The sequence below is a fragment of the Vibrio sp. 10N.247.311.51 genome (assembly GCF_041467855.1).
GTDB classification, from domain to species: domain Bacteria; phylum Pseudomonadota; class Gammaproteobacteria; order Enterobacterales; family Vibrionaceae; genus Vibrio; species Vibrio coralliirubri.
In genome coordinates this window covers 1-22,463 of record NZ_JBFSVK010000014.1, presented here as the reverse complement: position 1 = coordinate 22,463, position 22,463 = coordinate 1, and the positions used below count along the sequence as shown (strand labels likewise).

Sequence of the window (22,463 nt, the reverse complement as noted above, 5' to 3'; positions counted from 1 at the left end):
TAATTGGTAACTTAACTATTTCAATCAGAGAGTTAACGGTGTGGTTGATACTGCTCTCAGTTCCAACTGCAAGAGCGTTGCCAAATCGATGGATCCCCAAAGCTCTTCTACGTCTTGGATTCTAAAATGAATAATCATATGCGCCTCTGTCTAAATTGGAGTCTTATCTTGGATCATTCTTAAAACCCTTACTTACCATAATGCGCCAAGCCGACTTTAAGACCTGTTTCGCATATAAAACAATAAGCGTTTGAAAATTATAAGATTAACTCCTAAGTTTTTTATAACCCTTTACTCAGGAAGAAGTAGATGAGCAATATAGAAAAAGTATATGGATTTAATACGCCCCAACGACTCTTTGTCGGATACACGCTTGCGGTACTCGTCGATTTAACGGTTCTTAATTTTTTTGATGAATACTGGGACTTCGTCAATATCGAATCATTCACCATCTCATTTGCAGCTGCGATTCTGCTACAACTCCTGCTCAAATTGTCTATCGGCTTAGAACATAAGCTGGCGGATTACTTCAAATCTAAACCGGGGACTGCACCTAAGATTTATCGCGGTTTATCCAGTTACGTGATTTTGGTGGGCTCTAAGTTTGTGATGTTGGAAGCCATCAATATCTTATTTGGAGACAAGGTAGACTTCACAGGGCCTTGGAATGGTGTGGTGGCGTTCTTCGCTGTGGTATTCACTATTTTGGTCGCAGAGATTATTGTTTCAAAAATCTACTTCGCACTTGATGACACGCCCAAAGCCGAAAAAGCATAGTCGCTTTTGATACAGACCTAAGACAAAAAAGTGAGCCTATCAAGGCTCACTTTTTACATCTATTCTTTACGTTTCAGCGATTAACAAGCAGAGCTGTTAGATAAATACTCTCGCTCTAATACCAAACACCCAAGCGCTGCTTTCATTGGAGAATGCAGGATCCTTTATGTACTGGATGTCAGGCGTTACTTGGAAATGGTCACCAAACTGCATGTTGTAGTAGATCTCAGCAGTCCATTGCTCTGTGCTACCGCTTATTGCTTTCGCATCAGCTGCAAAAGAGTCACCATTCACTTCTGCCCAGTTTAGCGCTACACCAAGGTTGTTGGTCGGTTTTCCTAATCCAAAGTAACCCATACCAACAGAAATCGACTTATCGTAAAGGGCAACATCCCCTTCAGAGAAGCCACCACGTACAAACGGCATCACTTGATCAGTCATGAACTGACTCCATGAAAAGTTAACGCCCGAGCCACCTTCCGCAGCAAGGCTATTACTGTGGCGCGTATCGTCACCAAAATCCCAGAAAGTCACATGGAAGTTATCGGTGTAGATCTGCTCTTGCGAAGCCGTCCAGCCTAATTCCAGTGTGGTAAAGTAAGAGGCATCGCTGCCAAAAGCGGTATCAAAGCCATCAAAAATATCATCTGACTGACCATTTGCATCCGCGATACCACCGACGACATAAAAATTCTCGCCCAACATATGACCAGCAGAAAGCGCAAGTACACCATCATCAGGTAAGCCCATCGCACCAGAGCCTGTCGAGAATGCTAAATTAGTAAAACCAGACCATGGGCTTGCTAGAGCGTAAACATCTGCATAGTTCGTTACATCCTGCCAACCGACAACAATAGTCCCTTTGCCATCATTGATTTTTTGCTTCCAGTTTAAGTCCGTAACACGAAACCCTTGGTCACTGTATGCAGGGCCAATTGCACCAACATAGCCAAGAGGGCCGAATGAATAGTCTTTTGGCGCAGTATCACCATAAGCATGCCTATGTTCCACCTTCCAAACCAGGCTACCTGAGTTCTGTGTGCCCTTACCTAATAGATGCCATGAACCGTATAATCGTGCCACACCCGACGATGCATCAACGCTATCGCCGCCAACCCCATCCCCAGAGGTCAGCCCCAAAGCAAAGTAATCTGCACCAAATGTAAAACCATCTTCAGCTAATGACTCCCTCCAAGATTTCTTTTGTGCTTTCTGCTCTGCAATTGTATTTTCAACAGAATCTGGGCCTTCAAAGTTAGCGCCGTAAACAACGCCGCTCATTGTGCTCGCTGCCATCACAATTGCCATACTTACTTTAGAGAATCTTGAGTTCATCATGTCACCAGTGCTTTTTAAGTTAGTTTTATTTTAGTTATTACTCACATTGAAAATTGTCATTTGATGACAACCATTAATTTTCTTTTTCATAATAGTCTTCGATCATCGAAGCTTTCATTTCATAACCCATAGTGAGGTTACTTTTGCCATCGACTAGGAAGACCTCTTCAGTCACTTTGTTCGAGCTAAAGTCACCTTCTACCCACACTGGGTACTGAACATTTTGTACCTGAAAGCCTTCAGGGAAAGACACGCGCACAATCTGGTTTGCAGGTGGTGGTGGCATGTGAATACACGCACCCGCCACGGGCACTAACAGAAACTCTGTAGCTGTCATTCCTTCTGAAAATTCCAGTGGAACAATGAAACCGGGAACTCGCACTTTCTTGCCATCAAACTCTGTCGTGATGGCTTCGGCGTTTGCTTTCATGGTTTGCATGTATTCATCACGCAGCGCGATCATTTCGTCTGCGTCTACACCCTGCTCTTTTAGCGTTTGTTTGAATAATAAAGCCTGTTGTTGAGCTTGCTCTTCCTCTGATGCACTCATTGCTATCACACCTTGTAATAGACGCATTTGTTGATCGGTGAGATCCGGCATTTCTACTTTCATTTCGTGAGACTCTGAGTTCAGGTCTTGCCACTCAAGATTCATCGCTGTTTCAGCAAAAGTAGGTAAAGCAACGGCCGCAAGTGATGCCACCGACAGGATAAGAGAAAGCATTTTTTGCATAAGGAACACCTTGAAGAGAGGTGACCTACCCAAATAGGTCACCCATTAAAGCTTAATTTTTAACTAAGTTGTCGAACTGAGTTACAGCGTATTTTTGTAGACTTTGCCATCTTTCATGATGACTTTAATGGTGTCGATTTCAGGGCTGCGCGGCTCTGCATCAAACCATTTTTCGTTTGCCCCAATCACTGACAAGTCTTCAAGTGGGTTGCCTTCAACAATAATGATATCAGCGTATGCACCCGCTTCAATCACACCCAACTTGCCCTCTGGGTATGGGTCCATCACGCCAGATAACTTAACGATCTCACCGTTTACCGATGTCATGCCTTTCAAAGTGAAGAAGTTGCCTAACTCTTTACCTGCAAGGAAGATCGTATGGTCAGTTTGTTTGATACAAGAAACCACGTCACCAACACAGTCGGTGTGGAAACCCCATTTAGGTTGGTACTTGTTGACGTTCGATATGTAGTCTTTGAATGCTTTGGTTGCCGACTCCGCTTTACGCTTAGAGGCAGGGTTCGAGTTGATCGCTTCGATCTGCGTCAGGTAAGGTGAAAACGCGGTCATGTTAGTTGTGATGTAAGCGTCTTTATCTTCCATCTTGTCAGCGATATCGCTATCGAACATGAAACCGTGTTCGATTGTTTTAACACCCGCATCCAAGTTACGCATGATCGCTTTTTTACTGTAGGCGTGCGACATCACGTAAGAGCCATACGCATCAGCAATTTCCACGGCAGCTTCAATTTCTTCCGCAGACATCGCATTCAGCTGCCAAGGGTCAAATGATGATGCAACACCACCCGATGACATGATCTTAATTTGCGTATTGCCTTGCTTGAAGTTTTGGCGAGCAGCGGCTTTGATTTCGGTAATACCGTCGGCATTAAAGCTAACGCTATTTCGAGCCATACTGGTTGATGAACCAAAGAAGTGTTGGTTAGCCGTGGTTAGGTTACTGAAATCGGCATGCGAACCCGTCGGGCCAATAAATGCGCCTGATGTGTAAAGTCGTGGGCCCGGCAACATGCCAGAATCGATTGTTTTACGTAAGCCAGTATTCAAGCCACCAGCATCACGCCACGTGGTGAAACCTGATTGAAACGCAGCGTTCGCGTTGACTGTCGCTCGCGCGGCCAGTTCTTCAATCGTTCGGTTGTTTTCGTGGTCGCTTAGGTTACCGCCGTTAAGCAATAAGTGTCCGTGGCCTTCGATTAAACCCGGCATTAGCGTTTTGCCTTCGCCGTCAATCACTACAGCATCACCAGCCTCGATCGGGCTCGCAGAGATTTGTTTGATAAGATTATCTTCGACTAATACGTGATGGTCTTCGTACAATTTGTTTTCAGTACCATTGAACACATCGACGTTAGTAAATAGCGTTGATGCGGCATTTGCAGAAAGAGCAAATGAACACGAAAGAGCAACAACAGAGAGCTTTAAGCCTGCATTTTTCATTTTTACACCTTGATTCCGTTTGTTAGTGGCGTCCACTTCCCATAACGATTCCGTAACTACTAATGAGTGTCATGAGGTTTCAAAGATGTTTTTATTGGTCGCGAAACTCGCTAAAAAAAACAACTCATCCACATTCAATAACTTAGTAGTGATATTGCCAGTATTCAAGGTTGATAAATGGCCATTTGGTGACAATAAATAATTCTGCGTGCAGGCTCCTGTTTTTACTTACTGGTTTTAGCTGTGCTCTTTTCGGTACTGTCTTGGCGTCATGTTCATCTGTCGTTTAAAGGCTCGGGTAAAGTGGGAAGAATCGGAATAGCCCATCTTCGCGCCTACTTGTGTGATCGATAAATCGGACTGCTTAAGCAATTTTAAAACCTGCTCAAGAACCATCTCTTCAATCAAGGTTTTGTAGACCACCCCTTCACTTTCCAACCGACGCTGGATCGTTCTGACATGAATATTCAGAATCTCAGAAGCTAAGCTAATTGGGAGTTTCCCCATCGTGAGATAAGGTGTAATAACAAGCTTAAAAGCGCTCAAGAATGAGCTAGGTAAAGGCTTAGTGAGATCTGATACTTGAGCAATTTTGGGTAAAACAATCGGTGCAAGCATGATGTCTTCAGGGATCTCAAAGGCAGTGACCGGTCTATGCGTATAAAACTGAGCACTGCCCATTTGTGGTAGAGATTGAAAACATTCGAGATCGCCATTTTGAATTCCGACCTCAGACGGCTTCCAACGACCTTGTGTTAATACTGAAAGCAGCTCGTTAATGAAAATAACAGAGAACAGTTCAGCGAACTTAAACCACGGTGCGTTAGTAAACGGCTTCTCGCGAACCAACCACCACTTGCCTCCGGATTGCTTGGTATAGACATTCGCACCATTGGATACGAGCTTCAGCTGCTCACCAAATTGGTCTAGCGCGCTTTTCAATGAATCCTGTTGGCTTAGCTTAACCACAAACCTTGGCACATAGGTTTGCTTACAAAAGCTCCACATAAAAAGCGAAAACTCTTCTCTCGACGCCGACTCTCCCATAATCTTGACCACGTTTTTAACTGTTGTCTCAGGGAGATAATCGTAATGGTCATTACTGGTGAGAATATCATTAGGGATTTGGGCACTGCGAAGTAAGGTGTAGATTTCACCATCAATATGTTTGAACAGTTCCGCGAACAATTCGACTTCTTTCTTATCGACAACTGTCATTATCTGAGGGGTATTTGGCATCCTTTCCCTTATCTATTCGTTCACGAACTCAAATTATCACCTTTTTAAGATAGCAGAACAAACGCCGCGTTACCTAGGCCTACTAACCGAATGTCTCCGTCAAAATGACGAATAAACAAACGGTTAGTGGCCAAGCTCGTGTTTACTGACTTGGTAGATTACTGAACGGCTAAATTCGCTCTTCGTACCCAGAATGCTCGCACATGATCGTAAATCAGATTAAACACAAACGCATAGATGGTAATAAAAATCGTAACGCCGATATCCATCAAAAATGCCTGCCACAATCCCACGTTGAGTAAGTAAGCCATCACAGGAATGGTTGCGACTAACAAGCCGACTTCAAACAAAACGACATGGAATATTCTCAGCTTAAGTGAACGCTGAGATTTTTCACCCGTAAAGTAGCGATCAAAAATGCGGTTAAAACAATAATTCCAAATCATAGCGATTGTCGCGACAACTATCATGGTTCCTGATAAGGCATTCACATCATGATCAGTAAATATCGCTAAACCTATAATTGACAGTGTAACGGCCAAAACTTCAAATAACACTGAGTGAAACACTCTTTCTAAAGTACTCATACATTCCTCTAAATAATCTAGTCTGGGTTGAATTAGTTCGGATTATGTCATCGAAAATAATAAGAGAAAGTTAACAGCCATCACGATTGGTGATAGGCTGAACGTTATCAACCCATTTGGTATTGAGCGAGATATAACATGTACAGTTTTGAGCAATTAAAAGTCTTCGTCACGGTGTGTGAAAGTGGCTCTTTCTCTGCCGCCGCTCGCAAACTGAAACGCGCTCAGTCTGGGGTCAGCCAGTCGATCGCCAACCTAGAAGTTGCCATCGACCAAGAGCTGTTTAACCGAGAGAAAAACATCCCCGTTTTGACCAACACAGGTAAAGCGTTATTGCCTGTCGCTAAGTCGATTCTCGACCAACAAAAGTACTTCGACCAAAAAGTAGAATCGCTCACACAAGAAGATGAGCACGAACTGATCATTGCGGTTGATGAAAGCGTCATAGATAAGAATTTCATTAAGATAATCAGCTCACTGGCCGATCAGTTCCCAATCACGCACTTCGATATTATTACGGCCTCAACCTTCGATGTGGAAGACCTCGTAAGACGTGGCGAAGCGCAGATTGGCATCATCTATGCGGATGGTGAACTTAAAGTGGATATGGACTTCTTCTTACTGGGTCAAGCCCGCTTTCTTACGGTTAGCTCCGCCACCCACGAACTCAGCCAAATGTCGGTAGTACAAGACTCAGATCTAAAGCGTTACCGCCAATGTGTGCATCGCAGTTCAAAGCAACGTGAGCTGTGGTTCACCTATGGCATAAGCTCGATGCTTTGGTATGCCAACACTCACAAAACCATCATCGACCTAGTAGAACAAAACGTAGGTTGGGCAAATGTGCCTGAAATGATGGTAATGGAAGGTATAAATAAAGGAGAACTCGTTGCTCTGCCTGTTGCACACGAGCATGGTGGCTGGATTACTCCCGTAGGATGCTTGGTGTCACGCCGTCACATCAATGGCCCGGTACTTACGAGTCTCATTGAGAAGCTGGAAGGATACTCTTTGCAATACAATCAATGGCAAGCCAACTAGCCTCTTCTATTTTTAAAGCTCCTCTGTTTTTAAAGCCCCTCTACTTTTGAAAAAGTCGTCAATTCAGAGATTCAATATCGGCGCTGAACTCACCACCGCTACCTCATTTCAGCTTTTCGTGCCGATAAATATCTTTGTCGTGTGGATAAAACACCCTAGTTGATGTCCCAAAGTGACCTAACTACACTGCGATCCCAACGGGTTTGTCTTTTCAAACGAATATAGACAGGCCCAAATCGCTCTTTAACACCACTGACCCAACTTCAAATCACCCAGATAAGCGCTCAGCCTTGCTGTTGCTTATGCCGGTTTCAAATAGATCACTTTTGAATATTAATTCGCACCCAGTTTATGAGCGCTCTTCGAGTGCTTTTTTATATCTAAATGAACCTTTTGGAAAATTTGTCGTGAACGTTTTAAGAAATATTTGCCCTGAGAAAATGGGTAAAGAGCGTAACAAACGAGAGTATGATTTACGCGTACTTAATTGTGTCAGTGAAAGCGAATATGAATCGCGTATGGCGGTTTGGAATAGCCTAACTTTGGTTGCTACTCCGTCTGTTTCAGAAACAAAAGGTTTCATCGATGAGGCTTTCAACAAACTTCAGCAAGACTTGAAAGAAGCTAGCCGTGAGTTATCGATTAACTACACGGACTTCATCGCAATGGCACATGAAGAGCTCAACTACATTAAGGTGTTTGTTGCTGATAAGACCGCACAATACGGCTGGTATGCCGCGATCGTTCTTATGATCATCGGTACTGTTGCTTTATGCGCTCAGTAAACCAAACTGTGTATTAAATAAATTGTCTTAAAAGCTCAAGCGATAGGCCAATTTAGCCTTTCTATTAGCCTGTTCTTTAACTAGAAAACAAATGGTTAACCTCATTTGTTTTCTAGTCTATAACCCCTTCACTCTCCCATCAGAGACAACAGATCCCGCGTCGCTTGTTTTGGATCTTCAGCGTGACATATCGCAGATACCAGTGCTAACCCATGAATACCGCTCTCAACTAACTGCGGGATGTTCGATTCGTTAATTCCACCAATACCGACAATCGGTAGCTTGGTCGTTTCTAACGCCATTTGAATACCTTCGTAACCCCAGTGTTTCTTGAGGTTTGTCTTGGTCGGTGTCGCAAACAGCGCACTAAGGCCAATGTAATCAATCGGCAAGCTATCGGCTTGTTGTAACTGCTGTTCAGTTTCAATTGATAACCCAAGAATCTTATCTGGACCTATCAACTGGCGGGCTAACTCTGCAGGCATATCCGATTGCCCTAAGTGCAAACCATCGGCGTCGACAGCCAATGCAACGTCCACTCGGTCATTGATGATCAGCGGAACACCTGAGCCAACCAAAATCGACTTTACCGCTTGTGCTCGTTCAATGAAGGCTCTTACACCCCCATGTTTCTCTCTTACTTGAACCATAGTGACGCCACCAGCGACCGCTTGTTCAACCACAAACTTAAGCGTTTCTAAATCTTGCTGGTCATCCGTTACTAAATAGAGCTTATAAGGGTTCATATCGTACCTTTGGAGTCGATGTCTAAAATTGGCGTTGTACTATTTTACCGACAAATCACATCATGTGCATGGAAGTTAATACTAAATTAGCTCAATTACACACGCACCATCAAATACGCAACTCGTTGAAAGCATGCCGAAAAACCTGAATCTTTTAACTAAAGCGTTACTTATTACACAAAGAATTCACTTCAAGCATGCCCAGAACGCTGTTTTATGAAATACTCTACAGTGAAGGAATCAGGTAAATATAGGGATAGTTATGCGCCACCTTTCTATAGCGCTCAAGATCAAGCTGGGTTATGCCATCTGCTTGCTCTTTTTCGTCATTTCAGGCTTTGTGAGTTACAAAGGTATTCAAACCTTGTCGAACGGCTTTAGCCAATACAGTGAACTCAGCCAAAAAGCGACATTATCAAGCAACATTCAAGTGCACTTTCTTCAGATGCGTTTAGCTTCTGAACGTTACTTAGAGTCATTGGATGAACAGTACGAAACGAATTATCAATCAAGCAAACTTGCGATTGATGATCTGCTCAACAACTTAATCCAATCCACCAGCAAAACCGATAGCCTAGCTAGCCTACAATTAGTGCAAGAAAGCGTGGCGGCGTTTGATGTGGCTTATGGGTCAATGAAACAGAGTGAGCTCCTCATTGACCAGCTGGTCAACGTTGAGATGGTCAAACGAGAAACCAACGCACTGAAAGCGGCTCAGAGCTTGTTGTATGAGTCATACAATAACAACGATCCAAACGCGAGCTTATATGCGGGCATGTTGATGGAGAACTTCCTCGCCGCCAAGATCACTGTACTGAGTTACTCGAACAACAACGACCTCAAAACCTACGAAGCCGGTAAAGACATCTTTGAATATGCTCTGCCAGGTATCGAGGGCGATATTGAGTCTCTTAAATCATCTCCTTATCAAAGTGAATTGATTGAAGATTTCTCTAACCAACGGGAAGCGTACGCGAAGGGCTTTGAGCAAGTTCATCAACAGATGATTGAGAACACGCAAAGAACCGCTACCCTCGCCTCTATTGGTGACAGCTTAGCGATTGCAGTCGCGGATGCTCAAAGTATTCTCGAGCAACAGAAACAAGCGCTCACGCCAGTGCTACAAGCCAGTGAAAAGCGTTCAATTCAAATCATCATATTGCTGACGGGTGTGGCTTTAGTTATTGGCATGACGAGCGCCGTGTTGGTGACTCGATCTATTACTAAAGGCATCGCACAAGTTAAACAGATCACCAACGAGCTTTCTCAAGGCAACTTGAATGTGGAAGTGAACATTGAGAGCAAGAATGAGATTGGTGAACTGCTGACTAACATGGAGATTACGATTGAATCTCTGCGCGATATTGTTGGTCAAGTGAACCGTTCTAGCGTGCGCATTGGTGAGATGTCGGAGTCACTCAATCAAGTGACAAACAACAGCTCGACCAACGCAACACAATTGAACAGTGAAATGATCAATATCTCTTCTGCCGTTGATCAATTGGCTTCCAGCACTTCAGAAATTGCTGCAAGTGCTAACCACGCGTCTCAAGTTGCTAACCAAGCAACCGAGAATGTGGCAATGGGACTCAAAGAAGTAGACAAAACACTGCATGAAATTGGCAGCGCCGATGAAAGCATGCAGGTCAGCAGCCAAAAAGTGACTGACCTACACAAAGAGTCGATGAACATTGGTGCCATTCTTGAAGTAATTAAAGGCGTTTCTGAACAAACCAACCTACTGGCATTGAACGCTGCCATTGAAGCCGCACGTGCGGGTGAGCAAGGCCGTGGGTTTGCCGTGGTAGCCGATGAAGTGAGAACGCTAGCTAAGCGTACTCAAGATTCTGCGAGCCAGATTGACGAACTCATCACCTCGTTACAGCGTGGCGCTAAAGATGCGTTAGAGTCGATCAAAGAGAGCCACAGTACGGTTTCAGATGCTTCGACTCAGGCACAACAAGCCTCTCAGAACCTGCATGTGATTAACCAACACATCCAAGATTTGAATCAGGCCAACAGCCAGATCGCAGTATCTGTCGATGAGCAAGATTGTCTGACCAAATCATTGGGTGAGAATGCACAAGGTGCAAACACCATCGCACAAAGTAACCAAGAGTCAGTCAGCAGCATTTCTGGTGCCGCGAGTGACTTAACCGAGGTTGCTCATCATCTAGAGAGCCAAGTAAATCGATTTAGAACCTAACGAAGCCAATTTCTCATATAGCGGGATAGCTAACGCGACGAGATAGTTAATACGGTTTTGAAGCAATAATAGAAAAGCCCTCAACACATATGTGTTGAGGGCTTTTTAATAAGCTACGAATGCAGATCTAGATTGAATCTACTGAATCTTCAAACGTTGAATCAGTGTCTCTTCATCTAGCTGATACAGCTCATCGAGTAAGTTCATCTGCAAGCTACCTGGGCCGCGTGAGTTCTCAGCCGCGATTTCGCCAACCACACCCAACACAGCTGCAGCAGCCAAACCACTGTCATCACCGACTGCAGCGAAAGCTCCCGTCAGCGCTGTTAGCGTACAACCCATGCCCGTCACATACGGCATCATTGGGTGGCCATTGTTTAACGTCACAACGCTGTCTTGAGTGACAACGTAATCCGTCTCACCAGAAATCACCACATTCGCACCGTATTCAGCGACTAAGCATTGCGCTGCGCCTAGTGCGGCATCACTGCTATCTAGCGCATCAACGCCTTTGCTCTGCGCTTGCTCGCCCGCTAACGCGATAATCTCAGACGCGTTACCACGAATGATCAATTTATCCGCTAAACGTGCGAGTTCACGAGAAGTCTCGGTACGCAGCGTACTTGCGCCACAACCCACAGGATCAAGCACCACAACCTTGCTGTTCGCATTCGCTTGTTCAACCGCAAAGCGCATTCTTGGCGTCCACACACTATCAAGCGTGCCAATGTTGATCACCAAAGCGCCAGAGAATGACATCATCTCAGCCAGTTCTTGCTGTGAGTGCGCCATGATAGGAGAAGCGCCAATCGCCAATAACGCATTGGCAGTATTGTTCATCACTACGTAGTTGGTGATGTTCACAACCAATGGCTTCTGCGCTCGCACATCGCGCAGTGATTGAATAATTTGTTCAGTTAGCATCGATAGATCCTTATTCGTTAGAAGTCGCTTTAAACAGCTAGTGAGTCATCAAGAGCGTTCAGCCCTTGCTGCCAGAAAGCCACTTCCATGCGCGTTGCTGTTTTAAAGATATGAACGATGTTCTGACCGCGCTCGCTGTTGATATCAATTTCAGCAAGCAGCTGATTGAAATATTCTGCGCCCGTTGCCACGCCAGACTGGAACTCTTCTCCGCCGTACAGTTGCAGCCAGCTCGCGTATGGGTTGCCTTCTAAAACAGTATCACCGCTTTCTAATAGCGCTTTACCAATAACGGCATAACCAATCGAACATGGAGCCAATGCAGCATAAAGATCGACAAGATCACCCGTCATGCCCGCATCCAAAACGTAGCGAGTGTAAGCGACTGTACCGAAGTCTTCAGGTTCGTTTTCTAAATCAGATTCGGTTAAACCCCATTGACCACAGTAAGTCACGTGGTGTGAAATTTCAGAATCTAGCAGCGCATGAACACTAGGCAGTGCACGACGCATGTCAGCCAGTGTCTTTGCCTTATAAATTGCCAATGCATAAGCACGGGCATACTGCTTTAAAAACAGAAAATCTTGCTTCAAGTAATGCAGAAAACACGGCTGAGCGAGCGTGCCGTTTGCCAGCGTTTTAACAAAATCATGCTCTGTGTAGTCTTGCCAATCTTGCTGACAAGCTTGGATTAAGTCTTGGTATTTCATGATATTCCTTAGTCAAAAGTCGGTACGTAGTCAGCGGCTTTTGGTAGTGATTTGATAATTCCTTTGTCAAACATGAACTGTGCGTAATCGTCGTAACGCTTCATATCTACAGCAGAAGGGCGAAGTGCAAAGCGAGTCAGTGTGTCGTTCCATGCGCGTTGGTTAAGCTCGTTGTTCAACGTATCTGGTGAATACGCCACAAACTCACTCCATGACTCCTGTGGGTGGTTCACGATGTAAGTTGTTGCTTGTTCCAGTGCTTTGTTGAACGCTTTGATCGCTTCATCGTCGTGCTGCTTTGCATTCGCCACAAAGATCAGCTCGTCGTAAGCGGGTACGCCGTGCTCTTCTGGGAAGAATGCTTTTGCTTTAAAGCCTTCAAGTGCTAACTGGTTGGTTTCGAAGTTACGTAAGCCACCCCAAATTGCGTCTACCTTGCCTGATGCCAATGAAGATGAAAGTGCCCAACCAACATTGATGGTTTGCACGTCTGTAAACGCAACATTTTCTTGAGCTAGCATAGTGCCGATAGTTGCTTCTTCGTTACCCGCAATCGCAATACCGATCTTTTTGCCTTTCAGATCCGCTAACGAATCGTTCTTGCCGTTATCCAAAACCATTAGTGTGTTCAGTGGCGTTGCGATAAGAGTAGATGCACGAACGAGAGGCAAGCCTGCCGCTACATCCATGGTTAAACTTGGTTGGTAAGTTACCGCTAAATCGACCTTACCTGCTGCGACCAATTTTGCTGGCGTGCTTGGGTCTGCTGGCTCTTGGATTTCAACCTCTAGGCCTTGGTCAGCAAAGTAGCCACGCTCTTGAGCAATCACAATTGGGCCGTGGTTCGGGTTCACAAACCAATCCAACATCAGTGTCAGTTTCTTTTGTTCCGAGTCCGCTAGAGCATGACCTGAAACCAATGAAGCAAGCAGTGCCACTGCACCTATCAATTTTGTATTTTTCACGGTTAACCTTTCCTTTTGAATATTATTCTTATGTTGAGCGAAGCTTTATTAAACAGGCTTTATTAAACGAAGCCTTATTAAACAAGTGCTATTGAGAAAACCATCATTGGTTCTCCCAAGGGATAGCTTTTTTGAGTAATTTGTCTGTGATGAAGTAGAGCGAGATAGACAGCACCGCCAAGATGAACAAGGCGGCAAACATCTCATCGATAATCATGCGCGCGTTGGCCTGTAGCATTAGATAACCCAGCCCTTCACTCGAACCAACCCACTCCCCTACGACCGCACCAATTGGGGCAATCACCACCGCCACACGAATGCCAGACGCCAGTGTTGGCAGCGCAGCAGGTAGTTGGATATAACGCAGCAACTGCCACTTCGATGCACCCATGGTCTTGGCAAGATCGAGATAACCTGTCGGTGTATTACGTAGGCCGTCGTAACAACAAGTGGTCACGGGGAAGAAGATAATGATCGCCGCCATCACCACTTTTGACGCGATGCCATAACCAAGCCACAGCATCAATACTGGCGCAATCGCAAACACAGGAATCGCTTGGCTAGCGATTAAGATAGGCAACAACCAGCGTTTCAGCGGTTCGAACATCAACATCTGCAGGGCGAAAAATAGCCCCATCGACAAACCAAGTAGCAAGCCAAGTAAGATCTCTTGCGCAGTCACCCATGTATGTTTGAGTAACACATCGTAGCGTTCAATAAGCTTGAGAAAGACTTCTGCGGGGGCCGGAAGAATGAAGCTCGGCATTTCGAAAACAACGACCACAAGTTGCCATAAGCCAAGAATCACAACACTGCTGATAAGCAAACGCATAACGGGATTCATCTGACTTGAACGTTCAGTGCTAGACTGCACGTTCGTTGACTGAGTCACAGCTTCACTTCGCATTAGATCATTCATAATCACGCTCCAACTGATCTAAGATCGCCTGTTGCAACTCGGCACACTCACCATCGAGCACTCGTGGCGTTGAGGTGTGAGGCACAGGTAAAGAGTGAGCACTCGCAGGCATGCCTTGCAACACATACAAGTTATCCGCCAGACGCACCGCTTCTTGCGGATCATGGGTGATCAACACAACGGTTTTATCTCTCAACATCTCACACGCTAAGCTCTGTAGTTTGTGTCTCGTTACCGCATCCAGCGCAGAGAACGGCTCATCCATCAGCACCACTGGCTTGTCTTGCATTAAAGTTCGAGCCAAAGCGACACGTTGACGCATACCACCAGACAACTGATCCGGCATCGCATCCGCGTAATCAGCCAGACCAACAGAAATCAGTAGCTCTAACGCCTGATTTTTATGCTCGATATTTTTATGCTTATCTGCGGAATTTTGAAAGCGATGGCTCAAACACACGTTGTCGATAACCGATAGCCATGGCAGTAACAAATCTTGCTGCGCCATGTAAGCGATGCGATCCGTTAAAGGCAATTCATCAGACGTTGCCAATGTGCCCTGCCATTCCACCTTGTCGTCCAACAAGCCTGCCAGATAACGCAATACCGTGGTTTTTCCGCAGCCACTGCGACCAAGTAACACTGTCCACTTGCCTGCTTTTAAGCTCAATGACAGTCCAGATAAGGTCGCGTGCTCGCTATCTCGGTAACGCAGAGTCGCATTACTGAGTTGAACGCCAATCGTATTAACGGACATTACCGTGCCCAACGAAGAAGTGATTTACAGGGCCGTGACCTTGACCAACTTGAAGTTCGTCGGCGTGAGCAATTGCTCGTGAAATGTATTGTTTACCTAGGTCGACAGCCTCTGGAAGTTTGTTGCCTTGAGCCAAGAAAGAAGCAATAGCAGAAGAGAGCGTGCAGCCCGTTCCATGAGTGTTTTTGGTAGGAAAACGCTTCGCGCTAATCAGAGCAGATGTGGTTGGCAGAATCAGTAAGTCGTTACTGTTTTCATCTTTCTCCAGGTGGCCGCCTTTCAAGAGAACCGCTTTAGCACCTAGTGCGCGTAAATCTTCAATCATGCCCTGCATTTCAGCTTCGCTTTCAGGTACCGGCTTGCCTGTTAACGCCGCGCCTTCAGGCAAATTAGGCGTAATGATGTCTGCCAGCGGAATCAGCTCTTGTTTCAGTGTAGTAATGGCTGAGTTTTCTAAAAGAAGATCACCACTGGTTGCGACCATTACAGGGTCAATCACTAAGTGTTTAGGTTGGTACTGCTTAATTTTATCAGCGACGACTTTGATGATTTGCGAATCGGCCAACATGCCGACTTTTACTGCCACGATATTGAGATCAGTAAAAACCGCATCTAACTGGCTAGCAACATGGTCGAGTGGAATAGGCAAAATGGCGGAAACGCCTTGGGTATTCTGAGAGGTAATTGCGGTAATTACCGAACAAGCGAAGCTACCCGTTGCAGACATGGCTTTAATATCAGCTTGAATGCCCGCGCCACCACCACTGTCAGAACCAGCGATCGTCAATACAATCGGAGTGTTTGTTCGAATCGAACCATCAGCAGAGTGCTGCGAAACTGAGGCTTTTAGCGTTAAATCTTTTGAATTAGAACTGTGTGTCATTGTCGCTCCTACTATCTTACAAGACGTAGGAGAACGAACACCGATCGAAGGAGAAGTCGCAATAAACACATGAAAGTTTTCATGGGTGCAGACGCAGATCGAGTGCTTATAGTTCCCTACGCCAGTGTTAACTGAATCAGGTTCAACGGGTCTCGATTAACGATCTCAGCAAACACCAAATAAGGTATATGCCCCCCGACTATTGATAGCGATAGTAACAGCACTCTCACAACTGAGATACTGATTTTATTCAATTATAAGAATTACACATGAAAAAATTTCAATTAGGCAAAACAAAACAAATACTTATAACGTTCCTTTAGATGGCTTCGACTGTATAAACAAGCACAACACAATCAGAGACATACCTAACCAGCCTGTAAAAGGAATCAGCTCACCGACAACACAGACGGCAAGCACCGCTGCAACTACTGGTTCAAACAGAGTCAGCAGATTGGCGCTACTCGCGGTCACGTGGCGTAAACCAAAACTGAACGCGATATAGCCCAAGCATTGTGGGATTAACGTCAGATAACTGATGACTAATACGTTAATCTGCGAGGAAAACAGGTTCTCCCCCGTAAACCAGAGCGTTGGCAGCAACAGCATCGCACCCAGGCCAAAAATACTGCCCATCGCCGCTTGTGACTTAATCCCTTTGTCGATCAGTGCTTTGGTCGCCCAAGAATAAATGGCGTAACACAACCCAGCGAGCAAACCTAAAGCAATACCGAACAGCTTGAGATCATCACCGGATTCATTCGTCGATGAAGATTCTGAAAACACCAACAACCCAATACCCACCACACCAATCGCAAAGCTAGTGAGCCAACGTTTGTTGATATTATTCTTTTTGCTAATAAGACACTCTAACAGAGCAGAAAAGAAAGGTGCGGTAGCAATCGAAACCACTGTTCCAATCGCCACGCCAGATAATTTCATTGAAGAATAGAAAGCTAAAGGATAGATCGCTAAAGCCAAAGCGCTCACCGTCAACAGCTTCTTGTTCTGCAAAAGCTTGTCGAAAGCGAATAGGATTTTTCGATACGCCAATCCCGCTTGCATTAGGCCACCGACGCCCATAGAGAAAGCACCAATCGCTAATGGGCTTAGATCAGGCGCAAAACTTGCGGCGGTGCCTGTCGTGCCCCATAAAATAGAAGCAAACAAGATGGCTAAAGTGCCCGTTTGGAATTCGTTAACGCGATTGATGGCAAGATTCATTTCTATTACCCAATTTTCAGTTCTGAAATAGATAATAGTGAAGATTGATAAAAGTTAGTTTGCCGAAAGGACGCTATTGTTGTTTCTAAAGACTGTCTTTCATTGAGCCTAGAAACGCCCTTGGAGACATGCCAAAGTGCTGAGAGAAGCGACGACTGAAAGCAGACACATCACTATAGCCCACATTTTCAGCAATCAATTGAACCGGTAAATCGGTATGAGTTAACAAGGCTTGGGCTTTCTCCATACGATAGCGAGTGATGTATTTAAGCGCACTGATACCCAGACATTCTTTGAAGCGTTTTTTGAATTGAGTGGGGCTCAAACAAGCCGTTTCTGCAAGTTGCGAAATGGATAATGGTTGTGTGTAATTATCCGCTATCAGCCTTTGTACAGCGCGGATTCTTGGGTCGATGCTCTTGCTCACTTGTTGTTGCTCTAACAGCAGTGAAAACACATCCAAGATGGATGACTCAATACCGCTATCGACCTGATATTCTAGCTGCTTCTCAACAAACAACAAGAAGCTCATCAAAGGTGGCGTTATCGTGAAAACCGAGAGCTCGTGCTCTAACAAATGCTGAGGCAACACAGCCATATCCGCGACAATAAACCGCGCTGCTTCGTCCGCTTTAAACGCATGTGCTGTGGTTACCGGAATCACCACACATTCGCCCACGGCCACTTTACCGACATACCCCACCATTTCGATATTAATACTGCCTTGGATCGGCAATACCAGTTGATGATGGTCATCATGAGCATGGGTATTAAATTGCTTGGTGTAAGATCGAATGCTTAAGCTAGATTTCATGAGCAACGCCGGAGTACATTTCGCTAGGTTAAAGTAAGAGATACAAAGTTACATTATCACTTCCCTAGAGTCACACTCAATGATCATCAAATTCATGCTAACTAGGTGACATGATCAAAAACGGCCTCTAAATGAGAGGCCGTTTTTATTCGAATGCTTAATCACGTCAAAGATTTAAAACGATACTTGGTTATCCTGACCAACCACTACCTGAACACTATTTTGAACTTCAGAAATGTCAAAACCATCAGCAACCGGATCAGCATTGTCTTCATCACTGTCGTGTTGCGCGGTACAGGTATAACCCAATGAGTAAGTACCTGGATCAATAAATCCCAGAGAGAACTCATAGTTAGTCTGTGCTTCATTCATTGCCACTGATGCTGAAGTAATCGGCTTCACCTCATCGGAACCGCCAATAGGCGCCATGTCAGCTTTGTCGACATTACCTTCATACAAGTACACCGACTGAACATAAGTATTATCATTTGTAGGGTTACAAGCTTCAAAAGTGGTACTCGAAACAGTACCTTCAATGTTTCCTGTCTCAACCGTATTGATAAGGCTTACAGACGTTCTTTGAATAGTGTAATCAGGGAAAGTCGAACTGTTCTTTAGGCCACGTCGAAGATCGAACTCGACAACAAAATCGTTACTCTGTTGGTTCACATTAAATGAATCATTAAAGTAAAGCACGCCAGCGTTATCTTCTTTACCAACACCTTGCGGGCACGCGCCATTACCTTTCACCGTTAACTCACGAATCGAGTCATCGTTTTCTACAACATAAGATGGATGTGTCGGGTGATCGCCATCATTCGCAAACACACATAGTTTATAGCTACCTACTGGAACTACCTCGTTTTCAATCAAAGGAAGTGCATCGCTTCCTTGGTAATCCAATAAATTGACACTTAATGGAATAGGATCTTCACCGTCTGGCAACGGGTCGCCATTTTCATCAACGTAATCTCCGTTTTCGTCCGTTTTATACACGTCATACACTAGCGTTGTACCTCCCTGAATCGGAAGTAAAGCTACCTTGCTGAATGTCACCGTCACATCTTTAACATCATCGACGGGCGCATCACTCACACTCAAGGTAATGGGTGTCGTACTGCTTGATGATCCTGAGTCTCCGCCACAACCAACAAGCCCGGCCAACACAAGGCTAGCTAAAGCCGTTTCCTTTAAATATTTCATAACTCATTTCCTATAAAATCACTGCTCAATAAAGGGCTTATTTGAGTGCCCTCTTATTCTTTTTCTTGTTGTGACCCATAAATAAACAGCGCTATTGTTTGATGATCCCTACTATTCAGGGCATTCCTCATCCAAAAAACACTGTTCATCAAGGTGCACATATCAAGTCGCACATAGGTTAATTAAGTCTAGTAAGTAAATTATCAGTAGCAACGCATGTTTGGCAAAAGTGCTGTCAATTGTGTTGAAATAGTCGTTGAGTAGAAAATGGGAAGCAGGGATTGAAAGCAACTTGATCAAAGTGAATAATCGCCACCAAGATCAAAAAAGGCCGTTAAGACAGCCTGTTGCTGAACTTAAACGACCTTTTCATTGAATTTTGATTAAGCTAATTCGATCTTAGCTCATTCAAATTCGCTTATTTTTGAAGTTGTTCTTTAGCCGCTTCAACCTTAGAGAAATCTAGGCCAAGCTCTTCAACGGCTTCTTTGATTAGCGCAGGGTTTTGCATTACCTGGCCCATCAGCATTTGAAGTTTATCTTGTGGTAAGCCAAGTTGGCTGATCGTCGCCATTGCTGCAAGAGGGTTCTCGGTCAACGTCTTGAATAGCTCGCTGATCTGCTCGTCGCTAATATTGTTCTCTTTCAACATTGCTAAAATCGGGTTCATTTTTTTGCCTTTGAAACACTAAATTAAGTAGGAGCACAGCATACCATCTAGCTGTGCTCGATTGTACTAGCAACTTATACTTTGCCTACTGTGAAGTAACCCTAAGCCTAGCGAGACTCTAATGGGTAAGAGCGGTAGCTCCACATACCATAGGTTCTAAGCGCATCTCGGTAGATACCTAGTAGCTCACCATCACTCGCCTTCTTAAGATCTGCGAGTGGCTTGTCTGGGTAAGAAACCGTATCAAAAGTAATGCCCTGAGGGCCGGTTTGCCAGCTAGCGATTTCAAACAGAGTTTGACCACGACGAACATGGCTTGCCGAGCTAATAATGGTCGCGTGCTTAATATCATGGCGAGCAAGTGCGTAGCTACTGAATAAGGCATTGCCTACCGTGCTGGTCGCGTAATTCTCTTCGATGATGCGATCTTTGCTTACCCCTTTCTCGATAAGCCAATCCGCCATTAACTTACCTTCAGTCTTGTGGTTCTTGGGCACGCTACCCGTTAACACGATCATCGCATCTGAGTTCGCCTTAGCCATCGCCAATGTTGTCTCAAGACGCTCAATCAAAATTTGATGCATAGAGCCGTCTGGATTAAGCGCATAGCCCAAAGTGACAATCGCGCCATGATGATCAAGCAAGCCTTTATCCGCAGACTCTTTCAACGGTGTTTCTAACACGCGGTCGACCGTAGCAAAAATGCGTTTGATGTCTTCTGCTTTACCTTTGTTCAGGCTTTCCAGTTTCTCCATGTGCTTATTGGATTCACTTTCATTGCCTTCAAATCGCTGCCAAACCGCAAGGTAAGCATGAAGATCAACATCGTCTGGTGCAACCGTCAGCGCTTGCTCAAACAGCTCAATAGCGCGCTCTGCATTCTTGTTGTAGATCTGAGCGTTCGCTGCCGAGATAAGCAAATCAGTACGGTAAGGTTCTAGTTGGTAAGCTTCTAACAATCGGTTAGTCACAATTTCCATGTTGCTTGGCATTTTAGCCGTAAAGCCCGCGTGAGAAATTCTTGCCGGAGACTTAAACGCCTGCAACGCATCAAGAAGTAATTGGTCGACAACTTGTCGCTTAGTCACCAACTGCGCGTAATCCGCAGAAGCCTGTACTGCGCCGTCGTTAGCAGCAAAAGAATAAGGTGTGGCAGCAGATCACGATTTTGAACTTACCAATAAGCCTGTGCATCCAGATAATTCTGGTTTGAACCAGTGCTCAACGTTTTTGTTGGAATATCTGACTGCGGATTTCATACGCTCTATCCCGCCAAAAACCACCCATCACAAATCCGAACTCCGCATAAAGCAACGAATCAAAAAACACCACTTTAAGCTCATTTTTTCAACAACTTAAAATCCAACACACTGAATCGCGCGATTTTACCCCTCGCTCAAATAACGAGGTCTTCAACACATAGAGTTGGAATGCGAGTCAGAAGATCTTCAAATAATTCAAAATCAATTATTGAACGATCGTTCAACTGGTGCTTTAATGAATTACCAATACAAGGAGTTACCCCATGCTTAAGTTCTATTTTCACCAAACACCAAACCCAATGAAGATCGCTCTGTTTCTAGAAGAGACAGGCCTAGATTTTGAACTCGTTCCTGTTGATACCTTAAAAGGCGAGCAACACACGCCGGAATATCGTTTGATTAACCCGAACGGTAAAACGCCAGCGATTGAAGACGAAGGACAACGCGTGTTCGATTCTAACGCTATCCTTCTGTACCTATCAGAGAAGACTGGCAAGCTAGGTGGTCAGCCAGAAGATAGAGCTGAACTGCTCTCTTGGATGATGTTTATTGCGAGTGGTCTTGGTCCATATTCTGGTCAATCGGTACACTTCCGCCATGCTGCGCCAGCAGGCCTAGACTACGCAGTGAACCGTTACCTACGTGAAGCACAACGTCACTACGAAGTGCTAGAAAAGCATATGGAAGGTCGTGAATTTATCGTAGGAAATGAGTACACCATTGTCGATGTCGCTGCATGGGGTTGGATTGACAAAGCACCAGTCGTGCTTGGTGAAGAAGGCCTAGAACCTTACCCGAACTTGAAGCGTTGGTTTAACGCAATCAACACTCGCCCTGCTGCACTGCGTGCTCGCGAAATCGGCAAAGGCATTGAGTTTAAAACCGAACGTGATGAAGAAGCGACACGAGCACTGTTTCCTTCGAATTTCCCAATCAACGAATAATTCAGCATGAAGTAAACGATGTGGAGCGAAAGCTCATTACTGGGCGAGCTATCTAAAAATCAATAGTATTGTTTCTATTAACTGATACCACACTAGTTAAAATATCAATACTATTGATATAGCTATTGTAAGAACCCTTACCGACATCCGATGGTGTCTCTGTCGGTCGTGCCGGGGAAAAGTCCTGAATCAGTTACTCTGGATCGCAGCGAATTTGTAAGGCGTTGTTGCCTAAATTAGTTGAACCTTTTCCAAGTCCTGTGATCTGATCATTT

The 22,463-nt window shown here is 44.9% G+C and carries 21 protein-coding genes, 1 pseudogene and 1 riboswitch; of the genes and pseudogenes, 5 read left to right on the top strand and 17 right to left on the bottom strand.

Annotated elements, in window-relative coordinates; all coding sequences use genetic code 11:
• The first annotated feature begins 309 nt into the window (after positions 1-309).
• On the top strand, positions 310-777 hold the full coding sequence (locus tag AB6E85_RS13915; RefSeq protein WP_004731619.1) for a hypothetical protein: 468 nt from the start codon (positions 310-312) through the stop codon (positions 775-777).
• A 96-nt stretch (positions 778-873) separates the two neighbouring features.
• Here the strand turns inward: AB6E85_RS13915 and AB6E85_RS13910 are convergent, their stop codons facing one another.
• The 5 genes from AB6E85_RS13910 to AB6E85_RS13890 all read right to left on the bottom strand — a co-directional run bounded on the left by AB6E85_RS13910 (position 874) and on the right by AB6E85_RS13890 (position 6,135).
• Positions 874-2,073, bottom strand: coding sequence for a carbohydrate porin (locus AB6E85_RS13910; protein ID WP_372143091.1), 1,200 nt, complete (start codon positions 2,071-2,073; stop codon positions 874-876).
• 115 nt (positions 2,074-2,188) lie between these two features.
• On the bottom strand, positions 2,189-2,848 hold the full coding sequence (locus AB6E85_RS13905) for a DUF3299 domain-containing protein (RefSeq protein ID WP_050712419.1): 660 nt from the start codon (positions 2,846-2,848) through the stop codon (positions 2,189-2,191).
• A gap of 81 nt (positions 2,849-2,929) precedes the next feature.
• Positions 2,930-4,309: an amidohydrolase family protein gene (locus AB6E85_RS13900; protein WP_372143041.1), complete on the bottom strand. Its 1,380-nt coding sequence runs from the start codon at positions 4,307-4,309 to the stop codon at positions 2,930-2,932.
• A 237-nt stretch (positions 4,310-4,546) separates the two neighbouring features.
• Positions 4,547-5,527, bottom strand: coding sequence for a helix-turn-helix domain-containing protein (locus AB6E85_RS13895; protein WP_372143090.1), 981 nt, complete (start codon positions 5,525-5,527; stop codon positions 4,547-4,549).
• A 179-nt stretch (positions 5,528-5,706) separates the two neighbouring features.
• On the bottom strand, positions 5,707-6,135 hold the full coding sequence (locus AB6E85_RS13890; RefSeq protein WP_081230335.1) for a PACE efflux transporter: 429 nt from the start codon (positions 6,133-6,135) through the stop codon (positions 5,707-5,709).
• Between the two features lie 138 nt (positions 6,136-6,273).
• On the opposite strand from AB6E85_RS13890, the gene AB6E85_RS13885 reads away from it, so the two are divergent.
• Positions 6,274-7,176, top strand: coding sequence for a LysR family transcriptional regulator (locus tag AB6E85_RS13885; RefSeq protein WP_372143040.1), 903 nt, complete (start codon positions 6,274-6,276; stop codon positions 7,174-7,176).
• Positions 7,177-7,616: 440 nt separating this feature from the next.
• Positions 7,617-7,961 (top strand): hypothetical protein, encoded by a 345-nt coding sequence (locus tag AB6E85_RS13880; RefSeq protein ID WP_009844840.1) that lies wholly within the window; start codon positions 7,617-7,619, stop codon positions 7,959-7,961.
• Positions 7,962-8,089: 128 nt separating this feature from the next.
• Here AB6E85_RS13880 and thiE read toward each other — a convergent pair whose 3' ends face one another.
• Positions 8,090-8,707: a thiamine phosphate synthase gene (thiE, locus tag AB6E85_RS13875; protein WP_372143039.1), complete on the bottom strand. Its 618-nt coding sequence runs from the start codon at positions 8,705-8,707 to the stop codon at positions 8,090-8,092.
• A gap of 262 nt (positions 8,708-8,969) precedes the next feature.
• On the opposite strand from thiE, the gene AB6E85_RS13870 reads away from it, so the two are divergent.
• On the top strand, positions 8,970-10,913 hold the full coding sequence (locus AB6E85_RS13870) for a methyl-accepting chemotaxis protein (protein ID WP_372143038.1): 1,944 nt from the start codon (positions 8,970-8,972) through the stop codon (positions 10,911-10,913).
• 138 nt (positions 10,914-11,051) lie between these two features.
• On the opposite strand, the gene thiM is transcribed toward AB6E85_RS13870, so the two are convergent.
• From thiM to AB6E85_RS13815, 11 genes and pseudogenes are all read right to left on the bottom strand, one after another.
• Complete coding sequence (thiM, locus tag AB6E85_RS13865) at positions 11,052-11,837, bottom strand: hydroxyethylthiazole kinase (protein ID WP_372127538.1); 786 nt, start codon at positions 11,835-11,837, stop codon at positions 11,052-11,054.
• Between the two features lie 29 nt (positions 11,838-11,866).
• Positions 11,867-12,547 carry a thiaminase II gene (gene tenA, locus AB6E85_RS13860; RefSeq protein WP_108112002.1) on the bottom strand — a complete coding sequence of 227 codons (681 nt, stop codon included), beginning with the start codon at positions 12,545-12,547 and terminating at the stop codon, positions 11,867-11,869.
• 8 nt (positions 12,548-12,555) lie between these two features.
• Entirely contained in the window at positions 12,556-13,512 is a 957-nt protein-coding gene (locus tag AB6E85_RS13855) for an ABC transporter substrate-binding protein (protein WP_050646626.1), read from the bottom strand.
• Positions 13,513-13,615: 103 nt separating this feature from the next.
• Positions 13,616-14,431, bottom strand: a complete 816-nt coding sequence (locus tag AB6E85_RS13850) for an ABC transporter permease (protein ID WP_372143037.1) — start codon at positions 14,429-14,431, stop codon at positions 13,616-13,618.
• On the bottom strand, positions 14,424-15,188 hold the full coding sequence (locus AB6E85_RS13845; RefSeq protein WP_372143036.1) for an ABC transporter ATP-binding protein: 765 nt from the start codon (positions 15,186-15,188) through the stop codon (positions 14,424-14,426). The genes AB6E85_RS13850 and AB6E85_RS13845 overlap by 8 nt, the downstream gene beginning before the upstream one ends.
• A complete protein-coding gene (thiD, locus tag AB6E85_RS13840; RefSeq protein ID WP_010430528.1) occupies positions 15,178-16,071 on the bottom strand; it encodes a bifunctional hydroxymethylpyrimidine kinase/phosphomethylpyrimidine kinase in 894 nt (297 codons plus the stop codon). The genes AB6E85_RS13845 and thiD overlap by 11 nt, the downstream gene beginning before the upstream one ends.
• Before the next feature lie 96 nt (positions 16,072-16,167).
• Positions 16,168-16,279: riboswitch (TPP riboswitch) on the bottom strand.
• Between the two features lie 98 nt (positions 16,280-16,377).
• Positions 16,378-17,295 (bottom strand): DMT family transporter, encoded by a 918-nt coding sequence (locus AB6E85_RS13835; RefSeq protein ID WP_102394458.1) that lies wholly within the window; start codon positions 17,293-17,295, stop codon positions 16,378-16,380.
• Positions 17,296-17,380: 85 nt separating this feature from the next.
• Positions 17,381-18,109, bottom strand: coding sequence for an AraC family transcriptional regulator (locus AB6E85_RS13830; protein ID WP_016793022.1), 729 nt, complete (start codon positions 18,107-18,109; stop codon positions 17,381-17,383).
• Positions 18,110-18,283: 174 nt separating this feature from the next.
• A complete protein-coding gene (locus AB6E85_RS13825; protein WP_372143035.1) occupies positions 18,284-19,312 on the bottom strand; it encodes a DUF4382 domain-containing protein in 1,029 nt (342 codons plus the stop codon).
• Positions 19,313-19,730: 418 nt separating this feature from the next.
• Positions 19,731-19,982, bottom strand: a complete 252-nt coding sequence (locus tag AB6E85_RS13820; protein WP_004731647.1) for a DUF2999 family protein — start codon at positions 19,980-19,982, stop codon at positions 19,731-19,733.
• A 107-nt stretch (positions 19,983-20,089) separates the two neighbouring features.
• Positions 20,090-21,136, bottom strand: a pseudogene (locus AB6E85_RS13815) (ElyC/SanA/YdcF family protein); the annotation flags it as partial.
• A 371-nt stretch (positions 21,137-21,507) separates the two neighbouring features.
• On the opposite strand from AB6E85_RS13815, the gene AB6E85_RS13810 reads away from it, so the two are divergent.
• Positions 21,508-22,188, top strand: coding sequence for a glutathione S-transferase family protein (locus tag AB6E85_RS13810; protein ID WP_372143034.1), 681 nt, complete (start codon positions 21,508-21,510; stop codon positions 22,186-22,188).
• Positions 22,189-22,463 lie beyond the last annotated feature (275 nt).

What these genes read in the sequence shown, in the direction of transcription:
- AB6E85_RS13915 (WP_004731619.1), top strand. Translation starts at nt 310, where the DNA reads ATGAGCAATATAGAAAAAGTATATGGATTTAATACGCCCCAACGACTC.
- AB6E85_RS13910 (WP_372143091.1), bottom strand. Translation starts at nt 2,073, where the DNA reads ATGGCAGCGAGCACAATGAGCGGCGTTGTTTACGGCGCTAACTTTGAA.
- AB6E85_RS13905 (WP_050712419.1), bottom strand. Translation starts at nt 2,848, where the DNA reads ATGCAAAAAATGCTTTCTCTTATCCTGTCGGTGGCATCACTTGCGGCC.
- AB6E85_RS13900 (WP_372143041.1), bottom strand. Translation starts at nt 4,309, where the DNA reads ATGAAAAATGCAGGCTTAAAGCTCTCTGTTGTTGCTCTTTCGTGTTCA.
- AB6E85_RS13895 (WP_372143090.1), bottom strand. Translation starts at nt 5,527, where the DNA reads ATGACAGTTGTCGATAAGAAAGAAGTCGAATTGTTCGCGGAACTGTTC.
- AB6E85_RS13890 (WP_081230335.1), bottom strand. Translation starts at nt 6,135, where the DNA reads ATGAGTACTTTAGAAAGAGTGTTTCACTCAGTGTTATTTGAAGTTTTG.
- AB6E85_RS13885 (WP_372143040.1), top strand. Translation starts at nt 6,274, where the DNA reads ATGTACAGTTTTGAGCAATTAAAAGTCTTCGTCACGGTGTGTGAAAGT.
- AB6E85_RS13880 (WP_009844840.1), top strand. Translation starts at nt 7,617, where the DNA reads ATGGGTAAAGAGCGTAACAAACGAGAGTATGATTTACGCGTACTTAAT.
- thiE (WP_372143039.1), bottom strand. Translation starts at nt 8,707, where the DNA reads ATGAACCCTTATAAGCTCTATTTAGTAACGGATGACCAGCAAGATTTA.
- AB6E85_RS13870 (WP_372143038.1), top strand. Translation starts at nt 8,970, where the DNA reads ATGCGCCACCTTTCTATAGCGCTCAAGATCAAGCTGGGTTATGCCATC.
- thiM (WP_372127538.1), bottom strand. Translation starts at nt 11,837, where the DNA reads ATGCTAACTGAACAAATTATTCAATCACTGCGCGATGTGCGAGCGCAG.
- tenA (WP_108112002.1), bottom strand. Translation starts at nt 12,547, where the DNA reads ATGAAATACCAAGACTTAATCCAAGCTTGTCAGCAAGATTGGCAAGAC.
- AB6E85_RS13850 (WP_372143037.1), bottom strand. Translation starts at nt 14,431, where the DNA reads ATGAATGATCTAATGCGAAGTGAAGCTGTGACTCAGTCAACGAACGTG.
- AB6E85_RS13845 (WP_372143036.1), bottom strand. Translation starts at nt 15,188, where the DNA reads ATGTCCGTTAATACGATTGGCGTTCAACTCAGTAATGCGACTCTGCGT.
- thiD (WP_010430528.1), bottom strand. Translation starts at nt 16,071, where the DNA reads ATGACACACAGTTCTAATTCAAAAGATTTAACGCTAAAAGCCTCAGTT.
- AB6E85_RS13835 (WP_102394458.1), bottom strand. Translation starts at nt 17,295, where the DNA reads ATGAATCTTGCCATCAATCGCGTTAACGAATTCCAAACGGGCACTTTA.
- AB6E85_RS13830 (WP_016793022.1), bottom strand. Translation starts at nt 18,109, where the DNA reads ATGAAATCTAGCTTAAGCATTCGATCTTACACCAAGCAATTTAATACC.
- AB6E85_RS13825 (WP_372143035.1), bottom strand. Translation starts at nt 19,312, where the DNA reads ATGAAATATTTAAAGGAAACGGCTTTAGCTAGCCTTGTGTTGGCCGGG.
- AB6E85_RS13820 (WP_004731647.1), bottom strand. Translation starts at nt 19,982, where the DNA reads ATGAACCCGATTTTAGCAATGTTGAAAGAGAACAATATTAGCGACGAG.
- AB6E85_RS13810 (WP_372143034.1), top strand. Translation starts at nt 21,508, where the DNA reads ATGCTTAAGTTCTATTTTCACCAAACACCAAACCCAATGAAGATCGCT.